This window comes from Agromyces sp. SYSU T00194 (assembly GCF_040496035.1).
Taxonomy (GTDB): domain Bacteria; phylum Actinomycetota; class Actinomycetes; order Actinomycetales; family Microbacteriaceae; genus Agromyces; species Agromyces chitinivorans.
The window spans coordinates 1,489,384-1,504,894 of record NZ_JBEPJZ010000001.1 but is presented as its reverse complement, the minus strand read 5'-3'; the positions used below and the strand labels follow the sequence as shown (position 1 = coordinate 1,504,894).

Annotated in this window: 16 protein-coding genes; 11 read left to right on the top strand and 5 right to left on the bottom strand. The window is 73.1% G+C overall.

Features of this window, described 5'->3' with window-relative positions:
* Positions 1–48 precede the first annotated feature (48 nt).
* A complete protein-coding gene (locus tag ABZK10_RS06990; protein WP_436408526.1) occupies positions 49–1,473 on the top strand; it encodes a TrkH family potassium uptake protein in 1,425 nt (474 codons plus the stop codon).
* Positions 1,466–2,134, top strand: a complete 669-nt coding sequence (locus ABZK10_RS06985) for a potassium channel family protein (RefSeq protein WP_286307765.1) — start codon at positions 1,466–1,468, stop codon at positions 2,132–2,134. The genes ABZK10_RS06990 and ABZK10_RS06985 overlap by 8 nt, the downstream gene beginning before the upstream one ends.
* Positions 2,135–2,192: 58 nt before the next feature.
* Here the strand turns inward: ABZK10_RS06985 and proC are convergent, their stop codons facing one another.
* Positions 2,193–3,038, bottom strand: a complete 846-nt coding sequence (proC, locus tag ABZK10_RS06980; RefSeq protein WP_353808455.1) for a pyrroline-5-carboxylate reductase — start codon at positions 3,036–3,038, stop codon at positions 2,193–2,195.
* Between the two features lie 22 nt (positions 3,039–3,060).
* Between proC and ABZK10_RS06975 the strand changes: the two genes are divergently transcribed.
* Complete coding sequence (locus ABZK10_RS06975; RefSeq protein ID WP_353808454.1) at positions 3,061–4,020, top strand: cation diffusion facilitator family transporter; 960 nt, start codon at positions 3,061–3,063, stop codon at positions 4,018–4,020.
* Between the two features lie 5 nt (positions 4,021–4,025).
* On the top strand, positions 4,026–4,745 hold the full coding sequence (locus ABZK10_RS06970; RefSeq protein ID WP_353808453.1) for a glutamine amidotransferase-related protein: 720 nt from the start codon (positions 4,026–4,028) through the stop codon (positions 4,743–4,745).
* 21 nt (positions 4,746–4,766) lie between these two features.
* On the opposite strand, the gene tadA is transcribed toward ABZK10_RS06970, so the two are convergent.
* The gene (tadA, locus tag ABZK10_RS06965; protein ID WP_353808452.1) at positions 4,767–5,246 is read right to left on the bottom strand and encodes a tRNA adenosine(34) deaminase TadA; all 480 of its coding nucleotides are present in this window, start codon (positions 5,244–5,246) and stop codon (positions 4,767–4,769) included.
* Between the two features lie 82 nt (positions 5,247–5,328).
* Between tadA and upp the strand changes: the two genes are divergently transcribed.
* Both upp and ABZK10_RS06955 read left to right on the top strand, forming a co-directional pair.
* Positions 5,329–5,961, top strand: a complete 633-nt coding sequence (gene upp, locus ABZK10_RS06960; protein WP_353808451.1) for a uracil phosphoribosyltransferase — start codon at positions 5,329–5,331, stop codon at positions 5,959–5,961.
* A 542-nt stretch (positions 5,962–6,503) separates the two neighbouring features.
* On the top strand, positions 6,504–7,220 hold the full coding sequence (locus tag ABZK10_RS06955) for a winged helix-turn-helix domain-containing protein (RefSeq protein WP_353808450.1): 717 nt from the start codon (positions 6,504–6,506) through the stop codon (positions 7,218–7,220).
* Positions 7,221–7,286: 66 nt separating this feature from the next.
* On the opposite strand, the gene ABZK10_RS06950 is transcribed toward ABZK10_RS06955, so the two are convergent.
* Positions 7,287–7,535: an SCO4226 family nickel-binding protein gene (locus ABZK10_RS06950; protein WP_353808449.1), complete on the bottom strand. Its 249-nt coding sequence runs from the start codon at positions 7,533–7,535 to the stop codon at positions 7,287–7,289.
* 131 nt (positions 7,536–7,666) lie between these two features.
* On the opposite strand from ABZK10_RS06950, the gene ABZK10_RS06945 reads away from it, so the two are divergent.
* From ABZK10_RS06945 to ABZK10_RS06930, 4 genes are all read left to right on the top strand, one after another.
* Positions 7,667–10,615, top strand: a complete 2,949-nt coding sequence (locus ABZK10_RS06945) for a helix-turn-helix transcriptional regulator (RefSeq protein ID WP_353808448.1) — start codon at positions 7,667–7,669, stop codon at positions 10,613–10,615.
* Between the two features lie 9 nt (positions 10,616–10,624).
* The gene (locus ABZK10_RS06940; protein WP_353808447.1) at positions 10,625–10,987 is read left to right on the top strand and encodes a VOC family protein; all 363 of its coding nucleotides are present in this window, start codon (positions 10,625–10,627) and stop codon (positions 10,985–10,987) included.
* Positions 10,984–11,814, top strand: a complete 831-nt coding sequence (locus tag ABZK10_RS06935; protein ID WP_353808446.1) for a putative protein N(5)-glutamine methyltransferase — start codon at positions 10,984–10,986, stop codon at positions 11,812–11,814. The genes ABZK10_RS06940 and ABZK10_RS06935 overlap by 4 nt, the downstream gene beginning before the upstream one ends.
* Before the next feature lie 95 nt (positions 11,815–11,909).
* Positions 11,910–13,229, top strand: coding sequence for a hypothetical protein (locus ABZK10_RS06930; protein ID WP_353808445.1), 1,320 nt, complete (start codon positions 11,910–11,912; stop codon positions 13,227–13,229).
* Positions 13,230–13,235: 6 nt separating this feature from the next.
* On the opposite strand, the gene ABZK10_RS06925 is transcribed toward ABZK10_RS06930, so the two are convergent.
* Both ABZK10_RS06925 and ABZK10_RS06920 read right to left on the bottom strand, forming a co-directional pair.
* Complete coding sequence (locus tag ABZK10_RS06925; RefSeq protein WP_353808444.1) at positions 13,236–14,129, bottom strand: DNA-3-methyladenine glycosylase family protein; 894 nt, start codon at positions 14,127–14,129, stop codon at positions 13,236–13,238.
* Between the two features lie 102 nt (positions 14,130–14,231).
* Positions 14,232–14,450, bottom strand: a complete 219-nt coding sequence (locus ABZK10_RS06920; protein ID WP_353808443.1) for a hypothetical protein — start codon at positions 14,448–14,450, stop codon at positions 14,232–14,234.
* A gap of 128 nt (positions 14,451–14,578) precedes the next feature.
* On the opposite strand from ABZK10_RS06920, the gene ABZK10_RS06915 reads away from it, so the two are divergent.
* Positions 14,579–15,511 carry a 5'-3' exonuclease gene (locus tag ABZK10_RS06915; RefSeq protein ID WP_353808442.1) on the top strand — a complete coding sequence of 311 codons (933 nt, stop codon included), beginning with the start codon at positions 14,579–14,581 and terminating at the stop codon, positions 15,509–15,511.

Below are 15,511 nucleotides of genomic sequence, written 5' to 3'. Positions count from 1 at the left end.
GAGGCCGCCGGGGGGTTCGGCCTCGACGCGGATACGCGGAAGGACATGATGCGCACGGAGGTCGGGGAGCGCGCCACGGGCCTGCGCCGCGCGCGCAACTTCGCCTCGGGACTCGCGGAGAGCTCGCCCGCGCGATTCGCCATCCTCATCTTCACGGCGCTGATCCTCATCCTCACCGCGGTGCTCGCCCTGCCGATCTCCGCCGCCGACCGCTCGGCCACCCCGCTCGCCGACGCGCTCTTCACGGCGGTCAGCGCCATCTGCGTGACCGGCCTGGTCACGGTCGACATGGCGACGCACTGGTCGACGTTCGGCAATGTGGCCATCCTGCTCGGCCTCCAGGTCGGCGGCATCGGCGTGCTGACGCTCGCGTCGATCCTCGGCCTCGTCGTGTCGCGCCGGCTCGGCCTGCGCCAGAAGCTCATCGCGGCCAGCGACACGAACCCGATGCGCACCCACGCCGGTCCCATCGCGGAGAGCCAGGCCGTGCGGCTCGGGGAGATCGGCGGGCTGCTCACCACGGTCGCCGTGAGCGTGCTGGCGATCGAGCTCGTGCTCACCGCCCTGATCGTGCCGCACCTGCTGATCCTCGGCTGGGAGCCGTGGCCGGCGATCTGGAAGGGCTTCTACTTCGCGGCGTCGGCCTTCACCAACACGGGCTTCGTGCCGACGGTCGAGGGCATGGCGCCGTTCGCCGAGGACGTGTGGATGCTGACGGTCATCGGCTTCGGCGTCCTCCTCGGCAGCGTCGGCTTCCCCGTGATCTTCGCCCTCGCCCGCAAGGCGCGCTTCCGCGCACGACTGTCGGTGCACGTGAAGCTCACCCTGGTCACCACCCTCGGACTGCTGGTCGTGGGCGCGGCGTTCATCGGCACCCTGGAGTGGAACCACCAGCCGACGCTCGGCTCCCAGGATCCGTGGTTCCGCCCCATCACCGCGACGTTCCTGTCGATGATGACGAGGTCGGGCGGCTTCTCGACCGTCGACGTGGCGCAGATGAACGGGTCGACCCTGCTCGGCATGGACATGCTCATGTTCGTCGGCGGCGGCTCGGCGTCGACCGCCGGCGGCATCAAGGTCACCACGCTCGCGGTGCTCTTCCTCGCGGCGTTCGCGGAGGCGCGCGGCGACCAGTCGATGAACGTCTTCGAGCGCCGCATCCCGAACGACGTGCTCCGCCTCTCGGTGAGCGTCGTGCTGTGGGGCGCGACGATCGTCGCGACCGCCGCGATCGCGGTGCTGCACATCACCAAGGAGCCGCTGGACGTCGTGCTGTTCGACACGATCTCGGCGTTCGCGACCTGCGGACTCAGCACCGACCTGCCCGCGAGGTCCCCCGATTCGGTGAAGTACATCCTGTCGGCCACGATGTGGGCCGGTCGCGTTGGTACAGTGACGCTGGCCGCGGCCCTCGCCGCGAGCCAGCGCAGGCAGTTGTTCAGGCGGCCGGAAGAGAGGCCCATCGTTGGTTGACCGCATCAGACACGACGCACCGGTGCTCGTGATCGGCCTCGGCCGGTTCGGCGCCGCGACCGCCGGGCAGCTCGACCGCCTCGGCCGCGAGGTGCTCGCCATCGACGCGAGCGAGTCGCTCGTGCAGAAGTGGTCGGAGCGCGTCACCCACGCCGTCGTCGCCGACGCCAAGTCGATCGACGCGCTGCGGCAGATCGGCGCGCAGGACTTCTCGATCGCCGTCTGCGCGGTGGGCTCGTCGGTGGAGGCGTCCGTGCTCATCACCGCCAACCTGGTCGACCTCAAGATCCCCCAGATCTGGGCGAAGGCGATCAGCCAGTCGCACGGCAAGATCCTCGAGCGCATCGGCGCGAACCACGTCATCTACCCCGAGGCCGAGGCCGGTGAGCGCACCGCGCACCTCGTGAGCGGCCGCATGCTCGACTTCATCGAGTTCGACGACGACTTCGCGCTCGTGAAGATGTACCCGCCCCGGCCGATCCGCGGCAAGAACCTCACCGAGTCGGGCGTGCGCACCAAGCACAACGTCACCGTCGTCGGCGTGAAGAGCCCGGGCAAGCCGTTCACCTACGCGACCGAGCAGACGGTGGTCTCGAACCACGACCTCATCATCGTGTCGGGCACCGAGGGCGACATCGAGAAGTTCGCCGCACTCGAGTAGCGCCCCACTCGAGTAGCGCGGCGCTGGCGTCGCGCGACCGCCGCGTCCCGCGCGCGGTTCAGGCGCCGGCGGCGAGTTCCCGGGCGCGCGCGAGCGCCGCGTCGGTGGCGCGGTCGAACACGTCCTGGAGGCCGGATGCCTCGAGCACGGCGATGGCGCGCTCGGTGGTGCCGTTCGGGCTGGTGACCCGCCGGCGGAGCTCCGCGGGCGGGTCGTCGGATGCCGCGAGCAGCTCGCTCGCACCGCGGAACGTGCCCTCCACCATGAGCGCGGCCTGCTCGGGGGTGAAGCCCTTCGCGATCGCCGTCGCGGTGAGCTGCTCGATCAGGTAGAAGACGTAGGCGGGGCCGGAGCCGGAGATCGTCGACAGCGCGTCGAGCTGCGACTCCGGAACCACCAGCACCCGGCCGACGGTCTCGAACAGGGACACGGCCAGCTCGAGGTCCTCGTCGGTGGAGCGCGTGCCGGCCGAGAGCCCGGTCACCGCCCGACCGACCACCGCGGGGGTGTTCGGCATCGAGCGGATCACGCGCACGTGCTCGGGCAGGTGCGCCTCGAACGTGGCGATCGTGACGCCCGCGGCCACGCTGACCACGAGCGCGCCCGGCTCGAGGGCGTCCGCGATCTCGTCGAGGAGGTCGGGCACCATGCCGGGCTTGACCGCGACGACCACGATGCGCGCGCCCGCCACCGCGGTGCGGTTGGCGGCCGCATCCGTCTCGGTCGCATACGACGTGACCGTCTCGTGCTCGTCGAGCTCGGCGGCCCGGGCCGCGCTGCGGTTGGTCGCCCGCACCCCGCCCTCGACCTCCACGCCGGGCTGCAGCAGGCCGGCGAGGACGGCGCGCGCCATCGAGCCCGCGCCCAGGAATGCGATTGTGGGCAGAACGACGGAGGTGGTCACGGCTCCATCCTAGGATTGCCCCATGAGTGCGTCCGGCGGAACCAGAGCCATCATCGCGGCCTTCCTCGCGAACCTCGGCATCGCGATCACCAAGTTCGTCGCGTGGTTCTTCTCCGGCTCGTCGTCGATGCTCGCGGAGGGCGTGCACTCGCTCGCGGACTCGGGCAACCAGCTCCTGCTCATCTGGGGCGGGCGGCAGGCCAAGCGCGAGGCCGACCAGGAGCATCCGTTCGGCTACGGCCGCGAGCGCTACGTGTACGCCTTCGTCGTCGCGATCATCCTGTTCTCCGTCGGCGGCGTGTTCTCCATCTACGAGGGCATCGAGAAGCTCGCAGACCCGCACCCGCTCGAGGTCTGGTGGCTGCCGCTGCTGGTGCTCGCGATCGCCATGGTGCTCGAGGGCTTCTCGCTGCGCACCGCGATCATCGAGTCGAACAAGACCCGTGGCGACCGGTCGTGGTTCCAGTTCGTGCGCCGGGCGAAGGCGCCCGAGCTGCCCGTGGTGCTGCTCGAGGACGTCGCCGCGCTCATCGGCCTGGTGCTGGCGTTCATCGGCGTCGGGCTCACCGTCATCACGGGCGACGGCGTCTGGGACGCGATCGGCACCCTGTGCATCGGCACGCTGCTCATCGTCGTCGCGATCGTGCTCGGCATCGAGACCAAGAGCCTGCTGGTGGGCGAGGGCGCGAACCCCTCCGACGTGCGCGCGATCGAGCAGGCGATCCTCGCGGGCGGCGAGATCGAGCGGATCATCCACATGAAGACGCTCTACCTCGGGCCCGACGAGCTGATGGTGGCGGCGAAGGTCGCGTTCCGCGCCGACCAGCGGCTGCTCGAGGTCGCAGTGGCGACGAACGCGATCGAGCGGCGCGTGCGCGAGGCGGTGCCGGTGGCGCGCGTGCTCTACTTCGAGCCCGACGTGTGGATCGACCCGAAGGCCACGCCGGCGACCGACGTGATCGTCATCAAGGGGCTGGACTGACGCCCGTGCGCACGGTGCTCGTCGTGCGCCACGACACGGCCATCGGGCTCGGCAACCTCGGGCCCGTGCTCGAACGCCGCGGGTACCGCATCGTGTTCGCCGACGCCCCCGCCGGCGAGGTCCCGGCCGTCGAGCCGCTCGCGCACGACCTCGTGCTCGTGCTGGGCGGCGACGAGTCGGCGACCGACCTCGGCCGGTACCCGTACCTCGCCGACGAGCTCGAACTGCTGCGCGCGCGCATCGCCGCCGAGGCCCCCGTGCTCGGGGTCTGCCTCGGTGCGCAGCTGCTCGCACGTGCGCTCGGCGCCCGGGTCTACACCGGACCGGCGCCCGAGGTCGGCTGGATCGACGTCGTGCCGACCCCCGCGGGTGCGCGCTCGCCCGTGCGCCACGTCTCCGGCGTGCCCGTCGTGCAGTGGCACCACGACTCGTTCGACCTGCCCGACGGGGTGACGCGGCTCGCCGGTTCGGCGCAGTACCCGAACCAGGCGTTCGGCCGCGGCGACTGGCTGCTCGCCGTGCAGTTCCACCCCGAGGTCACCGAGCAGATCCACGAGGACTGGATCGCGCTCTGGGGCGACGACCTGCCCGGGTACGGGCTCAGCGTCGGGCGGCTGCGCGAGGAGCGCGGCCGGTACGGCGAGCGGATGCAGGAGGCATCCGCCGCCCTGCTCGAGGCGTACCTCGACGGCATCGAGCAGCCGGCGCGCAGCACCGCGGCCTGACCCGCGGGTCGCCGGGCCCGCTCAGCGGTCGCCGCGACGGGACGGGTCGTCGAAGAACCCGCGCAGCAGCGCCGCCGACTCGGCCTCGAGCACGCCCGCGAAGACCTCCGCGCGGTGGTTCAGGCGGCGGTCGCGCAGCACGTCGTAGAGCGAGCCCGCGGCGCCCGCCTTGTCGTCCCAGGCGCCGAACACGACGGTGGGCACGCGCGCGGAGACGATCGCCCCCGCGCACATGACGCACGGCTCGAGCGTGACCACCAGGGTGCAGCCCGTCAGGTGCCAGTCGCCCGTGGCCTCGGCGGCCCGGCGGATCGCCAGCACCTCGGCGTGGGCGGTGGGGTCGCCGACCGCCTCGCGCTCGTTGCGGGCGGCGGCGATCACGCGGCCGTCGGCGGCCACCACGACGGCCCCCACCGGCACGTCGCCCGACAGCCCGGGGGCGGCCGCGGCCTCGGCGAGCGCGCGGCGCATCCACGCCTCGTGGCGCGCGTCGTGCGGCATCCGCTCCCCCTCACGTTCCGGGTCGCTCCCGAGCCTATCCGCGGCATGCGCGCGCGGGGCGGCGCGGCCTAGACTGGCGGGCATGCGAGTCCACGTCGCCGACCACCCGCTCATCACGCACAAGCTCACGGTGCTCCGCGACCAGGACACGCCGTCGCCGGTCTTCCGGTCGCTGGTCTCCGAGCTCATGACCCTCCTCGCCTACGAGGGCACGCGCAACGTGCGCGTCGAGCCGGTCGACATCGTGACCCCGGTGGCGCCGACGACCGGCGTGCGCCTCGCCGAGCCGCGACCCATCATCGTGCCGATCCTGCGTGCGGGCCTCGGCATGCTCGACGGCATGACGACGCTGCTGCCGAGCGCCGAGGTGGGCTTCCTCGGCATGGCGCGCGACGAGGAGACCCTCCAGCCGACGACCTACGCCGAGCGACTGCCCGACGACCTCTCCGACCGGCAGTGCTTCGTGCTCGACCCGATGCTCGCGACCGGGGGCTCGCTCATCGCGGCGATCGACTACCTGCTCGCCCGCGGCGCGCAGGACGTGACGGCCGTGTGCATCCTCGCCGCGCCCGAGGGCCTGCGCGCCGTCGAGGAGGCCATGCAGGGCCGGGACGTCACCGTCGTGCTCGGCGCCCTCGACGACCACCTGAACGAGCACGGCTTCATCGTGCCCGGCCTGGGCGACGCCGGGGATCGCCTCTACGGCACCGTCTGAGCTCGAACTCCGGGTCGGTGCGGATCGCACGCCCTGCGGCGGATCGGCCCTGATGTGCAGGTTCTTCGGCTGGATCGGCGCAGGGCGCGATTCGATCGCTGAAGATTTTGCAGAATCTCGCTTCGTCGAATCTTCTTCACGGTTACGTCGAATGACGGGGCTTCCTCCCACGCCGTGCCGATGCACGCGCACCCACTGCGCCGGGCGGAGTGCCGGACGTCCCGAAGCGAATTGACACGCTCCCGACGGCTCCGCTTTACTTGCCCGCATGACCGACACCACGCGCACCCCGACCTCCATCGAGGCGATCGGGCATGCCGGCATGATGATGCCCGGCCGCGCGCGCATGTGCTGTCGAATGTGCCGCTGACCCCAGGTCCACGTCGAGCAGTCCAGTCCGCCGAGATCCCGGCGGCGCCGCTCCCGGACACGCCCGATCGGCACGTCCGCCCCGCCCCGCCCATGGGGCCCGCGCAACACCGACCCGCTCCAGCGCCCTCCGCCGCGCCGGGTCGATCCGCATCATCACGAAGGAACCCACGATGTCTCTGGCCCAGCTCTCCTCGCCCGCTCCCGTCGTCCGCCCCGCGGTGCGCCTCGCCGACCGGCAGCCCGCCGCAGCACCTGCGGCCGAGCCCGCTCCGCGCATCCGCGCCGTGCCCGAGGGTTCCGAGGCCCGCGGCTTCGTCTTCTACGTCGGCATCGACGAGGCGAAGGCCGCCGCAGACGGCACGAGCCTGCACGCCATCGTCGCCGAGCTGCGCCGCCTGACCGCCGAGCTGGCACCGTCGGCCGAGACGTACGCCGCGGTCGCGCTGGCCCCCGAGGGCGCCGGCGGCCGCGACGTCGACGTCGTGCGCCTCGCGCTCCAGGAGCCGACCGCACTCGCCCAGCAGCGCGGCGACGAGCCCGACGCCGACCGGCACCCCGACGGGGTCATCATCGACATCTCGCGCAAGCGCGTGCTGCTCGACGGCGATCCCGCCGGCCTCACCTACAAGGAGTTCGAGCTCCTGCAGTACCTCGTGCTCCGCGAGGGTCGCACGATCGACCGCCACGAGCTCATCGACGGGCTCTGGGGCGACGCCGACGACGCGCCGAACGAGCGCACCATCGACGTGCACGTGCGGCGGCTGCGCTCGAAGCTCGCCCACTACGAGGACATCGTGCGCACGGTCCGCGGCGTCGGCTACCGGTTCGACCGCCACGCCGACGTGTCGATCCGCCAGGCATCGACGCCCAGCCCCGACGTGTTCTGAACCGCGCCGCCGACGCGTGCCCGGGCGGACCGGGTTCGGGTCCCGTTCCGCCCGGGCACCGCGCGCTCAGACCTCGCCGGTGAGCTCGTAGACCTCGGCCGTCGGGTGACCGGCGCGCTCGTGGACGCGCATGACCGCCTCCTTCGAGGGGCCGGTCGACAGGCACCACACCTTGCCGCTGGCCGAGTCGATCCACGCGTGCTCGAAGTGCACGCCCTCCTCCGACTCGATCGCGAGGTCGGCGTCGTGCGCCGCCGAGAGCTGGTCCGTCGTCACGCCGACGAATCCCTCGTGGACATCCATGAACTGTGCCATCGCTGGCTCCTTCCGTAGGACCTCCACGATGGCGGTCGCGCCCGCGCCGGGCATCGGTCGTGCGACCGATCATGTCCCGGAGCCGGCCGGCGGCGGTCGGTCGCGTCCCGCAGGGTCAATACACTGGCCGCATGCCGCCCGCGGACCCGTCGATGCCGGACGCCCCGTCCCGGGTCTGCCCGCTGCTGGTCGGCAGGGCCGACCTTCTCGCCCTCGCGGAGCGGCGCCTGGCCGCATCCCGCGAACGCGGCGAGGTGCTGCTCCTGGCCGGAGAGGCGGGCATCGGCAAGACCCGGTTGCTGGGCGAGATCGGCGAGCGGCTGCCGCACGGCACGGCGCTCCACGCGGCGGGAGCGTACCCGCGCGACTCCGAGGTCGCGGGGAGCCTGCTGCTCGCCCTCGCGGAGGCGCTCCTCGCCGAGCGGATCGGCGCGGAGGACGCCGGTGCGGAGGACACCGCCGCAGAGGACACCGCCGCCCGCTCGGTGCGGGCCCACGCGGCGGGTCGACGCCTGCGCGGGCTGCTCGCCGGCGAGCCGGACGCGAGCGGCGCGGATGCCGCGCGCCGTCGTCGCATCCTCGTCGGCGACCTCGCCGCCACCTGCCTCGAGCTGCTCCGCCCGGCTCCTGCCGTGCTCGCGATCGAGGACCTGCACTGGGCCGACGACCTCAGCCTCGACGTGCTCGAGCGCGTGGTCGACGGCGTGCCGCCGGGGGCCATGGTCATCGCCACGTATCGCAGCGACGAGCTGTACCCCCGCTCGTCGCTGCGCGCCTGGCGTGGCCGGCTGGTCGCCCGGCGCGCCGCCGAGGAGGCCCGACTGGCGCGACTCGACCCGGACGGCACGCGCGCGATGATCGAGTCGATCACCGGACGCGTGGCCTCGACCGAGACCGTGCGCCGGCTCGCCCAGCGTGGCGACGGCATCCCGCTGCACGTGGAGGAACTGCTCGCCGCCTCGGCCGACGGGGACGGCGACGACGCCGTGCCCGACACCGTCGGCGATGCGGTGCTCGTGCGGGTCGAGTGCCTCGACCCCGGCGCGCGCGACCTGCTCGAGGTCGCCGCCGTGGTCGGGCGTTCGTTCGACGTCGACCTGCTGGCGGCCGCGACCGACCGCGACCACGATGCCGTCGACGATGCGATCCTCGCGCTCCGCACGGCGCTGCTGGTGGTGCCGGGTACCGACGGGCGGCGGTTCGACTTCCGGCACGCGCTCATCCGCGACGCGGTGTACGGCGCCATCCCTCCCCTGCACCGGCGCCGCCTGCACGGCGCGGTCGCCGACGCCGCCGTCGCGGCGGGATTCTCCGACGCGCTCGTGTCCGACCAGTTCGAGCACGCGGGCCGCGCCGCCGAGGCGCACCGGCACGCCCTGGCCGCGGCGGCCGACGCCGTGCGGGTCTCCGCGCACCGCGAGGCCGTCGACCTCTACCGGCGGGCGGAGCGCACGATGTCGTCGTCGGCGCCGACGGGCGAACGGGCGGCGCTGCGTGCGCGCCTCGCGGCGGAGCTCGCCGCGATCGACGACAATGCGGCCGCCGCCGCACAGCTGCGCAGCGCGGTGGCGCTGCACCGCGACGCGGGCGACGAGGTGTCCGCGGCACGCCTGGTACCCGCCCTCGTCGCGGCGCGGCACCTCCTCGGCGACGACCTCGAGACCAGGCGCGCACTCGCCGAGGACGCCCTCGCGCGGCTGGACGGACGGGCGGACGTGCCGGCCGAGGTGCGCGCCGGCCTGCTCGCGTCGCTCGCGGCCGCTACGATGCTCGACCGCCGGCTGGACGAGTCCATCGCCTACGCGGAGTCGGCGCGCTCCGGTCTCGCCGACGGTGAGGCGCCGGCCCTGCGACGCAACATCGCGACCACCCTCGGCAGCGATCTCGTGTTCGCGGGGCGCATGGACGAGGGCTGGGCGCTGCTCGAGCAGGCACTCGCGGAGGCCGCCGCCGACGGGCAGGAGGCCGAGGCGTCCCGCGGGTTCCGCATGGTGGGCTCGTCGGCGTCGGTGCTCGTCGAGTACGCGCGCGCCGCGGACCGCATCGCGGCGGGCGTCGACTACACCGCCCGCACGGAGCGCTGGAACGACCACCACTACCTGGCTGCCCACGAGGCCCACGTGCGCTGGGCGACCGGCGACTGGGCCGGTGCCGACACGGCCGCGCGACGGGTGCTCGCCGACGGGCAGGGCGGCATCACGACGCGCGTCACGGCGCTGCACGTGCTCGGCTACCTCGAACTCGGGCGCGCGCGGTTCGCGCACGCGACGACGCACCTCGACGAGGCGCGCGAGATCGGCGAGCGGATGGGCGAGCTCCAGCGGCTCTCCCCCGCGCTCTGGGGCCTCGCCGAGGTCGCCCTGCACGACGGCCGCGCCGACGAGGCGCGCCGCCGCACCGGTGAGGCGCTGGCCGCGTCGCGCGAGGTGGCCGACGCCGCGTACCTCTTCCCGCACGTGCTCACGGGGCTGCGGGCCCGGCTCGGCGATCGTGCCGTCGCTCGCGCGTGGGTCGAGGAGACGGGCGACCTCGTGCGCCGGCGCAGCATTCCGGGCACCCTGCCCGTGCTCGACCACGCCGACGGCGTGCTGCTGCTCGCGGAGGGACGCACCGGCCGGGCGCGCGAGCTGCTGGAGCGGGCCGCCGCGGGGTGGCGCCAACGCGACCGCTGCTGGGAGGGCGTGCAGGCGGAGGTCGACCTGGCGCACGCCTGCGCGCGCACGCGCAGGCCGGCGGAGGCGGCCGCGCACGCGGCATCCGCCCTGCAGTGGGCACGGAAGGCCGGCAGCCCGCTGCTCGAGCGCCTGGCATCGGAGGCGGCGACGGATGCCCCCGCGGGCGGCATCGGCCCGCTCAGCGCGCGCGAGGTCGACGTCGCGCGCCTGGTCGGCACCGGCGCGACGAACCGCGAGATCGCGCGCACCCTGGTGATCTCGCCGAGCACGGTGTCGACGCACGTCGAGCACATCCTCGCCAAGCTCGGCATGGCCCGGCGCACCGAGGTCGCCGCGTGGATCGCCGCGCAGGACGCCCGGCGGGCCGGCGAGCAGGTCGTTGTCCGGTCGACCGACCGCGCGTAGGGTGACCGCATGCTGACCATCGGGACCGTCGTGCTCGGAGTCGACGACCTGCGGCGCGCGATGGCGTTCTGGTGCGCGGCGCTCGACTACGTGCCGCGGCGCGAGCCCGGCGAGGACTGGGTGATCCTCGATCCGCGGGCGGGCGCGGACACCGGCACGTCGATCGCGCTTTCGCAGGATCGCTCGCGCGTGAGCCTGCCGCCGCGCATGCACTTCGACCTCTACGCCGACGACCAACGTGCGGAGATCGACCGCCTCGTCGGGCTCGGCGCGCGCCACATCGACTGGGACCGCTACCCACCGGGCGCCGACTGGATCGTGCTCGAGGACACCGAGGGCAACCACTTCGACGTGATCGACACGAGCGGGTGACGACGTCCGACGCGCCGGGCGGCACGCCGACAGCGCTCGTCGCGCGACTGCGCGCCGCCGGATGCGTGTTCGCCGAGGAGGAGGCCGCCCTGCTGGTCGAGGCGGCGACGGATGCCTCCGAGCTCGAGGAACTCGTGCGGCGACGCGTCGACGGCGAACCCCTCGAGCACCTGCTCGGGTGGGCGGAGTTCCGCGGGCGGCACATGGCCGTGGGGCCGGGCGTGTTCGTGCCGCGGCGGCGGTCGGAGTTCCTCGCGCAGCTCGCGGCGGCAGCGTGCCGTGGGGTCGCCGGGCGTCCGGCGGTGCTCGTCGAGCTGTGCTGCGGGGTCGCGGCGATCGCCGCGGCGGCGGCCGCGGAACTGCAGCATGCGGGGGTCGCGGTGCGCGTGCACGCCGCGGACCTCGACCCGGTCGCAGCCGGCTACGCACGGCGCAACCTCGCGGAGTTCGAGGGCTTCGTCGGGGTCGGCGACCTCGACGCCCCGCTGCCGCGCGACCTGCTCGGCCGCGTCGACTGCCTCGTCGCGAACGCGCCCTACGTGCCGACCGACGAGGTCGCCCACATGCCGCGCGAGGCGCGCGAGGCCGAGCCGCTCGTCGCGCTCGACGGGGGTGCCGACGGCCTCGCGCTGCACCGTCGGATCGCCGAGGCCGCGCCGCGCTGGCTGGCGGCCGGCGGGGTCGTGCTGATCGAGACGAGCGCGCGCCAGGCCGAGGCATCCGTCGCCCTGCTGTCAGCGGTCGGGTTGGAGGCGCACGCCGAGGTGTCCGAGGTGCATGACGCCGTCGCGGCGGTGGGCAGGATGCTCCCGCGCGACAGCGCCTGAGCCGCAGGCTGGACACCGCGCGTCCGCGTCGGACACTATGGGAGTGGCGCACACACCTGAATACACGAACCCCTGACTGCTGGGAGGGGTTCACCATGGGCAAGCGCAACCGACTCGCGGAGCTCGCCGAGTCGAACATCACGAAACTGATCACGGGCATCATCGCGTTCATCGTCGGCGCGCTCGTCACGCTGATCTTCCCGATCTCGAATTGGTTCAAGATCCCCGCGGCACTCCTTGCCGGCGTCTCCCTCGTCGCCCTGGTCGTCTGGATCCGCGATCCGCTGCCGGTCTGGAAGCGGTACGCGACCAGACGGATCTCGATCATCGCGGTGCCGTTGCTCGTCTCCGGGGGCCTTCTGACGACCGGCGCACTCGTCCATCAGGCGCAGGTGGTCCTGGCGAATCCCGCCTACCTGATCGTGCTCGACTCCTCTGCGGCGATGGGCGAGTCGTTCGATGGCGCAGGGAGCAAGCTCGAGGCGGCTCAGGGCAACGTCGCCGAGCACCTGTTCGACTTCGGCGAAGAACAGCTCGGCCTCTCCACGTACGGGGTCGAGGAGTGCGATGCGGAGGAGCAGCTCTCCTTCGACGTACCGATCGCGTCAGGGCGGAGCGATGCGATCAAGTCGGCCAGTTCCGCACTGGAGGCGTCCGGCGCGTCGAACGTCGTCACCGCGGGAATCCAGGCCATCAACGCACTCAAGGGCTTCACCGGCGACCGCCAGGTCCTGCTGCTCGCTGGCAGCGTGGAGGACGGGTGCGGACGCAACCTCGAAGATCTCAAGGAGCGCGCGAACCTGGACGAAGTCCCGATCAAGTTCGATCTCATCGGTCTCGGGCTGTCGGAAAGCGAGAAGGAGGACGCAACGGACGCGTCGCTCGGCGAGGTCGCGTTCGCCGACACACAGGAGGAACTCGACGCCGCTCTTGAGGACTACCTGTTCACCCAGCGGGTGCGCGCCGGCATCGAGCGCCTCCAGTCGTTCCTCGGAACGGCCATCGACCCGATCAACGACTCGGTCTCGGCGATGAACCAAGGGGATGTCGAGGCCGCCGAGACCGCTGTCGAGAACGCGCGCGCCGGAGTGGACCACGGTCGGCGCCTGTTCGCGAACATCTCCAAGGACGAGCGGACCGCTGAGCTGGGCGACCTCGAGGACATGTTCGAGGATCAGATGGAACGACTCGCGGGCACCCTCCCCGAACTCGAGCACTGGTTCGACGTCACCGACGACGCGTACGCATCCGGGTCACCGGGCGGGGCGGAGGTCACGGAGGCGGAGCAGGAGGCGATGGAGGAGGCCATCAAGTCGTGGAATGCAAAGATCCGTGAATACAACGACGCCAACAGCATCGTCTACGACGAGGTCTCCGACCTCCTCACGAACTGGATCAACGACCCGGAGACGTAGGCCACCTCAGCGCGCGCGGTGGTCGACGAACGCCGCCCGCGGCGCGCGGCGCGGCTTGCCCGGGACCCCGGTCGCACCCAGCAGCCGCACGACCCGCTGACGGTGCCCGCGCCACGGCTCGAGCGCCTCGAGCATCTCGTCGTCGGTCATGTCGCGACCGAACATGGCGTGGCCGACGTAGTTCGAGAGGTGGTAGTCGCCGACCGACAGTGCGTCGGGGTCGCCGAAGGCGCGCTGCGCGATCTCGGCGGCGGTCCACTCGCCGATGCCGGGCACGTAGCGGAGTCGGGCGATGGCGTCGGCGGGCGCCATGGCCGCAGCCTCCTCGAGGCGGTCGGCGTAGCGGGCGGCCACCACGATCGTGCGCGACCTGGCCGGGTCGACGCCCGCGCGGTGCCACTCCCACGACGGCACGCGCGCCCACTCCCCCGGCGCCGGCACCACGCGCATCGGGCGGGGCACGGGGCCGGGTGCGGGCGCGCCGAACCGGCGCAGCAGGTGCCGCCACGAGGCATGCGCCTGCGCCGAGATGACCCGCTGCTCGAGCACCGCGGGCACGAGTGCCTCGAAGACGCGGCCGGTGCGGGGCATCCGCAGCCCGGGGTTGCGGCGGTGCGCCTCGGCGACGAGCGGCGTGATCGGGTCGAACCCGGTCGGGTCATCGGCGCCCCCGACGAGCTCGGGTGCGGATGCCACGGCTGCGCGTGCGCCCGGCCCCCACGCGTCGCAGTGCAGCGCGTCGCCCCGCCGCGTCACCCGCAGGGTCGCGGCGCCCTCGTCGGTGAGCGTCGTGCGCCACACGGCGCCCGCGTCGACGAACTGCGTCGGATCGCCCGGCCTGCGCCGCAACGGCGACAGCGTCGCCACGACATCGGTCGAATGCCGCGGGATCCAGCTCACCGTCGCATCCGCCCGCACCCCTCAAGTGTGCACCCGACCCCCGCCATGGGCGTGCAGCCCGCCGGTCGCCGAGCGGGCGGAGGGCACACGACGGAGGTCTGCCTATCGGTCGTCCGGGGGCGTGGTGTCCGCGCGGTCGCGCCTGCGACGACGGGATCCGCTGACCAGCATCGCGAGGGCGGGCAGCACCGAGGTCAGGCCGACGAACCAGGCGAAGAAGTCTCCCGAGACGACCCCCATCGCGATGAACCCGGCCGCGACGACCACGAAGGCCGACCCTGCGACGATGAGCGAGCGCGACGACCAGTCCTCGGGGAACATGTCACCGATCCAACCAGTCGCGCGCGCGGCTCCGGGCCGCAGCCGTGCAGGTGTGGAGAGCGCGGTCGCGGATCGGGGCGCCACGAGGCCGTCGCGCCCGCCGCCGACCGACCTGCGAGACTGTCGTCGTGACCGACCGACTCATGTTGCTGGACACCGCGTCGCTCTACTTCCGGGCGTTCTACGGCCTGCCCGACACGCTCCGGGCACCCGACGGCACCCCCGTGAACGCGGTGCGCGGGCTGCTCGAGTTCATCGCGAAGCTGGTCGGCGACTACGACCCGAGCCACCTCGTGGCGTGCTGGGACGACGACTGGCGGCCGCAGTGGCGGGTCGACCTGATCCCGAGCTACAAGGCGCACCGCGTCGCCGGGGTCGTCGAGACGGGCGCGTCGGTCGAGGAGGTGCCCGACCCGCTCGAGGTGCAGGTGCCGGTGATCCGCGAGGTGCTCGCCGCGCTCGGCGTGCCGGTCGTGGGCGCTCCCGACCACGAGGCCGACGACGTGATCGGCAGCCTCGCGTCGCAGGCGATCATGCCGGTCGACGTGGTGACCGGAGACCGCGACCTGTTCCAGCTCGTCGACGACGCGCGAGACGTGCGGGTGGTCTACACGGCGCGCGGCATGAGCCGGCTCGAGGTGCTCACCGCCGCATCCGTCGTCGAGAAGTACCGGGTGCTGCCCGAGCAGTACGCCGACTTCGCTGCCCTGCGCGGCGACACCTCCGACGGGCTGCCGGGGGTCGCCGGCATCGGCGAGAAGACCGCGGCGAGCCTGCTCGGCGAGTTCGGCGACCTCGACGGGGTGCGGCAGGCGGCAGCGGATGCCTCCTCGTCGATGTCTGCCCGGCTGCGCGCGAAGCTCGGCGAGGCATCCGACTACCTCGATGTGGCCCCGAGGGTCGTCGAGGTCGTGCGCGACCTGTCGCTCGGGCTCGACCCCGAGGACGCGCGGATCACGGCACCGGACGCGGACGCCCTCGAGTCGCTCGGCGAGCGCTGGGGCCTGGGGACGGCGATGCCCCGTGCAGCCGCCGCCCTGGGGGCGGCCGCACGGGGCTGA

Coding starts and splice junctions, on each gene's coding strand:
- ABZK10_RS06930 (WP_353808445.1), top strand. CDS start 11,910: ATGGGCAAGCGCAACCGACTCGCGGAGCTCGCCGAGTCGAACATCACG.
- ABZK10_RS06975 (WP_353808454.1), top strand. CDS start 3,061: ATGAGTGCGTCCGGCGGAACCAGAGCCATCATCGCGGCCTTCCTCGCG.
- upp (WP_353808451.1), top strand. CDS start 5,329: ATGCGAGTCCACGTCGCCGACCACCCGCTCATCACGCACAAGCTCACG.
- ABZK10_RS06990 (WP_436408526.1), top strand. CDS start 49: ATGCGCACGGAGGTCGGGGAGCGCGCCACGGGCCTGCGCCGCGCGCGC.
- ABZK10_RS06940 (WP_353808447.1), top strand. CDS start 10,625: ATGCTGACCATCGGGACCGTCGTGCTCGGAGTCGACGACCTGCGGCGC.
- ABZK10_RS06950 (WP_353808449.1), bottom strand. CDS start 7,535: ATGGCACAGTTCATGGATGTCCACGAGGGATTCGTCGGCGTGACGACG.
- tadA (WP_353808452.1), bottom strand. CDS start 5,246: ATGCCGCACGACGCGCGCCACGAGGCGTGGATGCGCCGCGCGCTCGCC.
- ABZK10_RS06945 (WP_353808448.1), top strand. CDS start 7,667: ATGCCGCCCGCGGACCCGTCGATGCCGGACGCCCCGTCCCGGGTCTGC.
- ABZK10_RS06955 (WP_353808450.1), top strand. CDS start 6,504: ATGTCTCTGGCCCAGCTCTCCTCGCCCGCTCCCGTCGTCCGCCCCGCG.
- ABZK10_RS06920 (WP_353808443.1), bottom strand. CDS start 14,450: ATGTTCCCCGAGGACTGGTCGTCGCGCTCGCTCATCGTCGCAGGGTCG.